General features: G+C 64.7%; 12 protein-coding genes. 7 read left to right on the forward strand and 5 right to left on the reverse strand.

The features are described from left to right. Nucleotides 1–2,080: PAS domain-containing sensor histidine kinase (locus IPV08_RS23910; RefSeq protein WP_246748215.1), on the forward strand; the 2,080-nt coding region annotated here is incomplete at its 5' end. Between the two features lie 218 nt (nt 2,081–2,298). Here the strand turns inward: IPV08_RS23910 and IPV08_RS23915 are convergent. Beyond that, nucleotides 2,299–2,958, reverse strand: a complete 660-nt coding sequence (locus IPV08_RS23915) for a transcriptional regulator (protein ID WP_207414296.1) — start codon at nt 2,956–2,958, stop codon at nt 2,299–2,301. A gap of 462 nt (nt 2,959–3,420) precedes the next feature. Here IPV08_RS23915 and IPV08_RS23920 point away from each other — a divergent pair, with 462 nt between their 5' ends. Together IPV08_RS23920 and IPV08_RS23925 are read left to right on the forward strand one after the other, a co-directional pair. After that, nucleotides 3,421–3,915: a hypothetical protein gene (locus IPV08_RS23920; protein ID WP_246748217.1), complete on the forward strand. Its 495-nt coding sequence runs from the start codon at nt 3,421–3,423 to the stop codon at nt 3,913–3,915. Beyond that, on the forward strand, nt 3,912–4,148 hold the full coding sequence (locus tag IPV08_RS23925) for a hypothetical protein (protein ID WP_207414298.1): 237 nt from the start codon (nt 3,912–3,914) through the stop codon (nt 4,146–4,148). Before IPV08_RS23920 ends, IPV08_RS23925 begins: the two co-directional genes overlap by 4 nt. Here IPV08_RS23925 and IPV08_RS23930 read toward each other — a convergent pair. Then, nucleotides 4,137–4,589: a hypothetical protein gene (locus tag IPV08_RS23930; RefSeq protein ID WP_207414300.1), complete on the reverse strand. Its 453-nt coding sequence runs from the start codon at nt 4,587–4,589 to the stop codon at nt 4,137–4,139. The genes IPV08_RS23925 and IPV08_RS23930 overlap by 12 nt on opposite strands. A 454-nt stretch (nt 4,590–5,043) precedes the next feature. Here IPV08_RS23930 and IPV08_RS23935 point away from each other — a divergent pair, with 454 nt between their 5' ends. Next, complete coding sequence (locus tag IPV08_RS23935; protein WP_207414302.1) at nt 5,044–5,577, forward strand: hypothetical protein; 534 nt, start codon at nt 5,044–5,046, stop codon at nt 5,575–5,577. Between the two features lie 3 nt (nt 5,578–5,580). Here the strand turns inward: IPV08_RS23935 and IPV08_RS23940 are convergent, their stop codons facing one another. Genes IPV08_RS23940 through IPV08_RS23950 form a run of 3 tightly spaced genes read right to left on the reverse strand, consistent with a single transcriptional unit; the run spans nt 5,581 to nt 6,991 of the window. Beyond that, on the reverse strand, nt 5,581–6,540 hold the full coding sequence (locus tag IPV08_RS23940; protein ID WP_207414305.1) for a tyrosine-type recombinase/integrase: 960 nt from the start codon (nt 6,538–6,540) through the stop codon (nt 5,581–5,583). Then, nucleotides 6,537–6,764: a hypothetical protein gene (locus tag IPV08_RS23945; RefSeq protein WP_207414307.1), complete on the reverse strand. Its 228-nt coding sequence runs from the start codon at nt 6,762–6,764 to the stop codon at nt 6,537–6,539. Before IPV08_RS23945 ends, IPV08_RS23940 begins: the two co-directional genes overlap by 4 nt. Further along, nucleotides 6,761–6,991: a hypothetical protein gene (locus IPV08_RS23950; protein WP_207414309.1), complete on the reverse strand. Its 231-nt coding sequence runs from the start codon at nt 6,989–6,991 to the stop codon at nt 6,761–6,763. The genes IPV08_RS23945 and IPV08_RS23950 overlap by 4 nt, the downstream gene beginning before the upstream one ends. A gap of 323 nt (nt 6,992–7,314) precedes the next feature. Here IPV08_RS23950 and IPV08_RS23955 point away from each other — a divergent pair, with 323 nt between their 5' ends. The 3 genes from IPV08_RS23955 to IPV08_RS23965 all read left to right on the forward strand — a co-directional run. After that, the gene (locus IPV08_RS23955) at nt 7,315–7,569 is read left to right on the forward strand and encodes a hypothetical protein (RefSeq protein WP_207414312.1); all 255 of its coding nucleotides are present in this window, start codon (nt 7,315–7,317) and stop codon (nt 7,567–7,569) included. A 104-nt stretch (nt 7,570–7,673) separates the two neighbouring features. Further along, nucleotides 7,674–7,877 (forward strand): type II toxin-antitoxin system ParD family antitoxin, encoded by a 204-nt coding sequence (locus IPV08_RS23960; protein WP_207414314.1) that lies wholly within the window; start codon nt 7,674–7,676, stop codon nt 7,875–7,877. Then, the coding region (locus tag IPV08_RS23965) for a PAS domain S-box protein (RefSeq protein WP_207414316.1) at nt 7,864–8,666 on the forward strand (803 nt) is incomplete at its 3' end. The genes IPV08_RS23960 and IPV08_RS23965, both read left to right, overlap by 14 nt.

Below are 8,666 nucleotides of genomic sequence, written 5' to 3' on the forward strand. Positions count from 1 at the left end.
GGACGGATCACGATTCTTTGCCCTCGGCGAGATGATGCCGCTCCATGCCGATGACGGGATCCATATCGGCTACCTCAAGATCCTGAGGGATCGCACCGACCAGCGGCTCGCGACCGACGTGTTGCAGCAGCAGACGGATCTCCTCCAGACCGTCGCCGACCACGTTAGCGAAGCCGTGTTTCAGCTCGACCTCGATGGCGTGGTGACCTTCGCCAACCGCAGGGCGCACACCATGCTCGGCTGGGATGCCGGCATGCTGATCGGACAGGATCTGCACGAGGCCGCACACCACCACTACCCCGATGGGCGCCCGTTCCCGGCCTCAGAATGCAATTTCGTCGAGGCAATCCGCGAGGGGAAGGTCCTCCGCGAGCGGGAAGCGACGTTCTTCCGCCAGGACGGCACGCCCGTCGAGATGATCTGCTCAAACGCGCCCATCTTCCGAGGTGAAGTGCTCGTCGGTGCCGTGCTGACCGTGTCCGATGTCACGAAGCGGCGTCAGGACGAGCGCCGCCTCCAAGAGCTGAATGAGACGCTTGGGGAATTGGTCGCCGAGCGCACCCAGGAGCGGGACCGGATCTGGCAGGTCAGCCAGGACATGCTCGGCGTCGCCGATGCGAACGGCGTTTGGATCAGCATCAACCCAGCTTGGCCGCGGATCCTCGGATGGGACTATGGCGAGATCATCGGGAAAACCTCGGAGTGGCTCGAACATCCCGACGATCGCGAGAAGACGCGGGCCGAGGTCGACCGCCTCGCCGCCGGCGGCCTGACCCTGGCCTTCGAGAACCGGTTCCGGGCGCGAGACGGCAGTTACCGCACCCTGTCGTGGACAGCGGTGCCCGTCGAGGGCCTGCTCTACTGCGTCTCGCGCGATGTCACCGAGGAGAAGGAGCGCGCCGCCAGCCTACTCCAGACCGAGGAGGCGCTACGGCAGTCGCAGAAGCTGGAGGCCGTGGGCCAGCTCACCGGCGGCGTCGCACACGACTTCAACAACCTGCTGACCGTCATCAAGTCCTCGACCGATCTCCTCAAGCGCCCCGACCTCACCGAGGAGCGGCGCGAGCGCTACATCGGCGCGATCTCAGACACCGTCGATCGAGCTGCCAAGCTCACGGGTCAGCTGCTCGCCTTCGCCCGGCGACAGGCCCTCCGTCCGGAGGTGTTCGATGCGAACCAGAGCGTGCAGGCCATCGGCGACATGGTCGCCACCCTGACCGGTGCCCGCATCGAAGTCGCGATCCGCATCGAAGACGAATCTTGCCGTATCAGCGCGGACCCGAGCCAGTTCGACACTGCCCTGGTCAACATGGCCGTCAATGCCCGCGACGCCATGGATGGTGAGGGCCGGCTCACGATTGCCGTCGACCGAGCATCAACCATTCCGGCCCTGCGCTCGCATCCCGAGCAGGCCGGTGACTTCGTCCGGATTGCGTTGTCGGACACCGGCACCGGCATCCCAGCCGATCAGCTCGACCGGATCTTCGAGCCCTTCTTCACGACCAAAGGCGTTGGGCAAGGGACTGGTCTCGGTCTCAGCCAGGTGTTCGGCTTCGCCAAGCAGTCCGGGGGCGAGGTCCTGGTCGAAAGCGAAGTCGGGAGAGGCACGACATTCAGCCTTTACCTGCCGCGCGCCACGATCGAGGGGAGCAGTCTGGAAGACGCTGCCTCAAGCGAGCCCACGGTCGATGGGCGGGGCACCTGTGTCCTTGTCGTCGAGGATAATCGCGAGGTGGGCCTCTTCTCGACCCAGACGCTGGAAGAACTCGGCTACAGCACTCACTGGGTCGCGAATGCCTCGGAGGCCCTGTTGGCCCTCGCAGCGAAGCCCATCGCCTACGACGTCGTGTTCTCGGACGTCGTGATGCCCGGCATGAATGGCGTCGAGCTGGGCCGAGAGATCCGGCGGCTCTATCCCGGTCTCCCGGTCGTGCTGACGAGCGGCTACAGCCACGTGCTCGCACAGGAGAGCGACCACGGGTTTCAGCTCCTGCAGAAGCCCTACTCGGTGGAGCAGCTCTCGCGGCTCCTGAGCAAGGCCGCCAGTCGCAAGCGCCGCAAGCGGGTCGGGGGACGATAATTCATTGGCGTTGGGATCTGACTGGCCAAGGCTCTTCGCCATCCCTACAAAAGGAATGCTCGATTATCGCGCAAATCGGGTTAAGTCATTGACAAACAACAACTTTCCTCAAAAGCAAATTCCTCTCTCTATTCCGGAATACGGATAAGCACGCCCTATATCATCGCGGATATGCGCTCAGATCAGCGACGTTGGCCATGGGCGGCATTCGTGACGTTTCAGCCACCGAAGTAGCCCGTAGCTCTCGATGGCCCTAGGCGGTCGAAATTTTGCAACCCAGGCCCTGCCGACCTGGTGTTGCTACCACCATCGCACTCACTCCTCGACGTGGCATCGATTCTTGTTCTTCTTCCCGGAAACTTCTTGTTGTCTGTGCGTGGCCAAACCTGACCCCCACCCCCGACGCGGAGCCACGCCCGCCACTCGGGGCTGATGATCCGCACGATGTTCGGCTCGTTCCGGAAGGCTGAGACGCGCCGCTCCTCAATCTTGACCAGACCGAGCTCGCGGGCCGCACGCAGGGCTCGTCGCGTCGTGCTCTCGCTGACGCCAGCGATGGCAGCGATCCTCGCATGTGGCCATCGGCAGTCGCCCGACTTCTTCACCTGGGTGGCGACAACGACCAGCACCGCCAGCTCTCCGGTACTGAACCGGGCCGACAGGGAAGGAGGCAGCCGGCCGGACGCGGCCCAGGACCTCCGCCGCTCCACGGACGCCGGCGACCGCGGTCTCGACCCGACCCAGATCGGTTTCGGCTTCGGCTTCGGCTTCGCAATGGGCGGTAGCGCCTTCCGGGCCTGGATCAGCAGGGAGATCTCGCCGGCCTCGGTCTCGTCTACCTGCTCGGCGGCGAAGGCCTTCCAGAGAATGGCCGACATCTCGGCCAGCTCCCCCCTGGGCGCTGCCTCGACGGCACGCCTCAGTTCTTTAGCAAACGACATGGCTCCGCCCTTCGGGTCCTAAGACCGCCTTCGAGGGGCGCGGCACTCTGGGCATGGCTCCGCCGATGCCGAAAACTTGCGTTTTCGACTTGCAGGGCATCTCGGGCTGTGGGAGGATCTCGTCGCCAAACGGAAATCATCCCGGCCTCGTGCCGGTCGTGCAGCCCGCCCTAACCCGGCGGGTTGTTTCGTTTCAGCTCCGACTCTCATCGCCGCAGCTCGACGACGATGGACGCCACCGTCCAGCCCGTCAACGCCGATCCAGATCATCGGTGCAGCGCCCTGCGAAGACGTTGACGATCCGTTTACCGTGAACCGGCCATGTTCGGGATGACCCAGGTACAAGGTCCCGGAGCAGTCCCGGCACTCGAACCGGTCCTGTCCCGGAGCATGACCCAGATGGATGCTGTCACTTGGCTCAGCTACGACGAGCTTGCCGACCGCCTCGGGATCGAGCGGGAATCTGCTCGCCAGCAGGTGAAGCGTAAGCGGTGGGCGCGGCAACCAGGGAACGATGGGAAGATCCGGATCGGTGTCCCGGATGACGTTCTCGAAGAGCGCCTGGGACCCGGTACAGCCAATCAAGCCGTCCCGGCACAAGAACCGGATCCCGTCCCGGTACCTGTCCCGGTCGTGACGGAGGTACTGACCCGGCACATCGAGCGGCTCGAAGTCGCCCTCGAAGCGGCACTGAACCGGGCGTCAGACCGTGACGCGGTCACAGCAGATCGAGACTCCCTAGCATCCGAGCGGGACATCCTGACGGTGCAAGTGGAAGCTCTTCGAGCAGCGCTAACGGTAGCGGAGAAAGATCGAGATCGCTGGCACGAGACCGCGACACGGATCTCAGAGCCGGCTCCACATCGACCCTGGTGGCGGCGACTGGCGAGTTGACTACCCCCGACCTGCTCCTCCTCGAGCTGCGCGATCAGATCGTCGAATTGCAGACCCGCCTCGCCATCGGTCAGGAGGATCTGATCGAGATGGCATGCGATGCCGGCCGCGCCCAAGGGGAGATCATTGCCCTCCAGGATCTGGTCGCTGAGCTGCGCATGGATCGAGACGCCTGGAAGCTCCAGGCCGAGCACCTGGCTTTCTCGATGGCACCGAGAAGATCAGCTTCCTGAAACCAGACTGCGTCTCGCACCAGGCATGACGACCTGCAGGCAGGCGTGGAAGATCTGATCGCACAGTTCTAGCACCGCAGCTCCCTCACCGAGCCGAAAGTAACGGTTCATGTCGATGTAGCGGAAGGCGTGCTCCTTCATGGCGTCGGCGCAGAAGTCCACAAGCTCCCGATCAAGGTCAGACCAGTCGAGGCCGGACGCATCGAGCAGTTCCGGCAGCCGATGGCCATGGCGCTTCAAGTCTTCTTCGCCCGCTCCGTTGGCCAAGAGAACAGCCTTCAAAGCCAGCTCCATCGAGTGACAGGCAAGCATCCCAACGGGAGCCGGATGAGGCAGCCGAGGGCCGGCAGCGACTACATGGGCGGCCTTCCCGTAGCTCTCCGCCACGGCGATGAAGGCACGGTGGTTGTAGTCCTTCGACGGCGGTGCGGGTGAGGTCATGGATCTTGCCGAACAAAGAGAGAACAAGTATGTGCTATACCTTGGCGGCGGTGCGTCAAGCATGGGCCGACGCGACGAAGGAGAGCAATTTTAGGTGTCAGGCGACGACAACGATATGAAGCGACAAGGTCCAGACGAAAATCCTCTACTGGATCAATACCTTGTCCCAGGGCAAGCTCTCTCCCTCGCGTACACGGGTGCGCGGGCGAAGTCTCTTGGTACCTCTGGACCTCCCAAACTCACTCTTCCAAGACCATCACAGCTCGGTGTCGCTGAGCCCGCAAACGACGACATCCAGGGCGCGGTCCCGATCAAGCGGTCCTACAGGCGACAGAAGTCCTGGAAGGCGGACCTCCGTACGAACCAGGAGCTGCTGACGATCCTACCCGAGGATTACGCCCAGGGTCGCCGGGCATGGCGGCAATCCTGGGAGCGTGGTCTGGGTCTCGATTGCATGGTCACGATCCGGCCGATCGAGTTCGAGGTCCTCACTCCCCAACAACGCTGGAAAGAGACGCAGCGCTGGATGCGCCGTTTCCGCGAGTTCCATCGCACCAACGACAACCTTCCCAGCCGATACGCCTACATGCTGGCACGGGAGTCGACACGGGATGGCAAGATCGGTCGCGGCGAGCACGTCCACTGGCTGATCAATACGAACGATCGCCTGGATGTCGTCCGGGGCTACTTCAAGGCGCGCTTCACCACGAGCGACTACGAAATCAAAGTCGATCCCCGCGACCGGCGCCTCGTCTACTTGGAGGACGGGAAGGTCGGTGATGCCTCGACGTATCTGATGAAGGCCTGTCACCAGCACGTCTGGCACAGGGACAAGACGATCCCGCATCGCCCCAGCGGGCCGGTCTTTGGTCCCCGGATCCTCTGGTCGACGAACATCAACGCGATCCAGCCGCTCCATCGCATCGACCCCAAGACTAGACGGGATCGCGTAGAGCAGCGGCTGAAGATCGACCGGGAAGCTGCCTGAGTTCTACAGCCCGATCTCGGCGACGAGGTTGCGGTCGAACAGCTCGCCATCGCGGATGTACCGGCGCACGGTGGCGACCGACTGGTGCCGGGTCTGGCGCATGATGATCCGCTCCTCGATGCCGGCCTGGGCGGCGGCGGTGGCGAACCCGGCTCGCATCGAGTGCCCAGAGAAGAGCGCGGCGTCGAGCCCGGCCGCGCCGGCCCGCTTCTGCACGATCTCGGAGACGGCGTCGGTGGAGAGCCGCTCCCCAATCCGCCCGTGCCGAGAAATGCCGCGGAACACGGCCCCCTCGACGATCCCGGAGGCCGTGAGCCAGCCGGTGTAGGCGGCGACAGGGCAGGTCTCGCGGCCTGTCCGGCCAATGGCCAGCACGGCCCCCTCGCCATCCTGGTCGCTCTTCGACCGCCGGATCGTCACCCTCAGTCCCTCGGGCACCACGGCGATGTCGGCGACGTCGAGGGCCACCAGCTCGGACCGGCGCAGCGCCGCGCCGAACCCGACCAGCAGCAGCGCCCGGTCGCGCTGGTCGAGGAGCCGGTCGCCGCAGGTCGCCAGCAGCCGGCGCAGCAGCGGCACCGTCAGGGCCTCGGCGTGATCCTGGGCCACGCCCTTCTCCCGGCGCAGGCCCCGCATCACGTCCCGGATGGCGGGATGGCGCGAATCCATCGGAAAGCCCGCCATCCGGTGCGCCGTGGCGATCGCCGACAGCCGTCGCGTCAGGGTCGCCACGGACAGGCTGTCGGCGTGCTGGGCGATGTAGAGGCCGACCGTCACCGGATCCGCCGGCAGGGCGGTTCGGCCATGGCCGGCGCACCACGCCTCGAAATGCCTCCAATCCGACCGGTAAGCCTTGCGGGTTGCGGAGGCGCGGGCGCTTTCGGCCAAGCCGGCGGCCCGCGCGGCGACCTCTTCGATGGGAAGTGCAGGGAGGATCGTGGCCTGGGTGACGGGGGCGTTCATTCCGGCTCCGAGAGCGATTTCACGACGGCATAGTTCTGTTGGGCCTGGCGCAGCGTCCCTTCGATCATGGCGAGCACCTCCCAGGCCTGGGCCTGCCTCCCCTCCTGATCGGCGAGGGAGGCGATCAAGGCGATCTGTGCCTCACGGCGCTGCAAGGCTTCGTCGAGGCTCTGCTGAAGACTGAGGACCAGGGGATCGGTGGAGGCCTCGGCCCCGGCGCTCACGGCGTTGGCTCCGAGGGCGACAGGAGATCCCGCTCCTCGATCAACCTGCTGAGGGCGCTCTCCACGATTACGATGACCCGCATCGCCTCGATGGTGCAGGCCCCGCGAACGGCGAGGTTCTGCAGACGGTCGATCCAATGGACGAGCCGCGCCGTGGTGGTCTCGATGAGGCGGTCCAGGACAGCGAGCGTCTGCGGCTCGGTCTCGCCCGTGCTCTGCTCGTTCATGTCCGCGCCTCGTCTGGCCCCGGATACCAATCCATTATCCGAGGTCAGAATGCCCGAGCCGGCGCGCGAAGGCAAGCGCGAAGTGAAGTAACAACCAAGTCATTGTGTCAGATGACAGAAGCACAGACCTGTCATTTTTTTATTAGAGACCCCCCGGTGTACTTGGGAAGTCAGTACAGAAACGCGACCTCTAAAAGAGATTTATTCCGTTACCCTACCATCATAGGGCAACAACTTCAGACAATGTAGCACCAGGCTGCATCAGGTACGGGGAGAGTGCGCCAGCGAGCGACGCGACCCCAGAGAACCGAGAGAGGCCCGCCATGCCCCACTACTTCTTCAACATTCGCTCTGATGCTGGACTGTGGCCAGCGCCAGAGCCGGAAGAGCATCTCGATCTCGAGGCGGTCCGAATGGAGGCAGTCCTCGACGCCAAACATATCGTCTCCGCAGCGCTCAAGGCCGGCGCTCCGTTCAGCGCAGCCATCCAGAAATCCTTCGAGGTCACCGATGACACCGGCGCCACCGTGCTGACCATGCCGTTCGGCGAAGCCGTCGAGATCGACACCAGGGCGTAGACGAGGGCCAAACGCAACATGACGGTGGAATGAGGTCCAATAAATCCCACCAGGATTGGTGGCCAGAAGACGACACCCTATCCGCGTCATGATAGGGACCTCCCATGGCTGCCAGGCATCCCCGACACATCGCCCTGACCGGACCTCTCGCTGAGTACGTCGACCATCAGGTGGCCCAGGGTGAGTACGCCTCAGCCAGCGAGATGGTCCGCGTGGCGCTCCGTCTCCTGATCGAGCGCGACGAAGCCAAGGCCCGGCGCAAGCGCGGGGCGAAGATCGCCTCAGGACAAACCCATGACCGGCCGTGAAACCGCGCGCTTCGAGCACCCGGTGGATGAGGCTGCCCGCCTCGCTATCCTGGACGATTACGCCATCCTCGATACCGAGGCCGAGCAGGGCTTCGACGACATCGTCCTCCTCGCCTCGCGGATCTGCCAGACGCCAGTCGCCCTGGTCAGTCTCGTCGCCGGCGACCGGCAATGGTTCAAGGCCCGCGTTGGCTTCGATGCTTGCGAAACGCCGCTGTCGCAGTCGGTCTGCGCGAACGCGCTGCATCAGCCGGGCCTCCTGATCATTCCTGATCTGACCGCCGATCCGCGCACCCGGGACAACACCCTGGTGACGGGCGAGCCCCGCATCCGCTTCTATGCGGGCGCCCGCCTGGAGACGCCCGAGGGCGTCGCGCTCGGGACCCTTTGCGTCATCGACGTAGAGCCTCGGCCTGAGGGGCTGACGCTGACCCAGGCCGAGAGTCTGGAAGCCCTAGCCCGTCAGGTCATGTCGCAGATGAAGCTGCGCCGGTCTGTGGCCGCACGGGACGAAGCGTGGCGCAAGTCGCGGGAGAGCGATGCCCGCCACCGCCAGATCGTCGACAGCGCCATCGACTACGCCATCGTGACCATGGATCTCGGTGGCCTTGTCACGAGCTGGAGCGCCGGTGCCGAGCGAATCCTCGGCTGGTCTGAAACGGAGATGTGCGGCCAGCCCGCCCACGTCTTCTTCACCAAGGAGGACGTAGAGGCCGGCGTTCCCGAACGTGAGATGGCAGCGGCCCGCGAGAGTGGTCGTGGCAACGACGAGCGCTGGCACCAGCGCGA

This window comes from Methylobacterium sp. SD274 (assembly GCF_017355285.1).
Lineage (GTDB): Bacteria > Pseudomonadota > Alphaproteobacteria > Rhizobiales > Beijerinckiaceae > Methylobacterium.

Excerpts from the sequence above, each read along its gene's own strand:
- IPV08_RS23915 (WP_207414296.1), bottom strand. The coding sequence starts at position 2,958 with ATGTCGGCCATTCTCTGGAAGGCCTTCGCCGCCGAGCAGGTAGACGAG.
- IPV08_RS23920 (WP_246748217.1), top strand. The coding sequence starts at position 3,421 with ATGGATGCTGTCACTTGGCTCAGCTACGACGAGCTTGCCGACCGCCTC.
- IPV08_RS23930 (WP_207414300.1), bottom strand. The coding sequence starts at position 4,589 with ATGACCTCACCCGCACCGCCGTCGAAGGACTACAACCACCGTGCCTTC.
- IPV08_RS23935 (WP_207414302.1), top strand. The coding sequence starts at position 5,044 with ATGGTCACGATCCGGCCGATCGAGTTCGAGGTCCTCACTCCCCAACAA.
- IPV08_RS23940 (WP_207414305.1), bottom strand. The coding sequence starts at position 6,540 with ATGAACGCCCCCGTCACCCAGGCCACGATCCTCCCTGCACTTCCCATC.
- IPV08_RS23950 (WP_207414309.1), bottom strand. The coding sequence starts at position 6,991 with ATGAACGAGCAGAGCACGGGCGAGACCGAGCCGCAGACGCTCGCTGTC.
- IPV08_RS23955 (WP_207414312.1), top strand. The coding sequence starts at position 7,315 with ATGCCCCACTACTTCTTCAACATTCGCTCTGATGCTGGACTGTGGCCA.
- IPV08_RS23960 (WP_207414314.1), top strand. The coding sequence starts at position 7,674 with ATGGCTGCCAGGCATCCCCGACACATCGCCCTGACCGGACCTCTCGCT.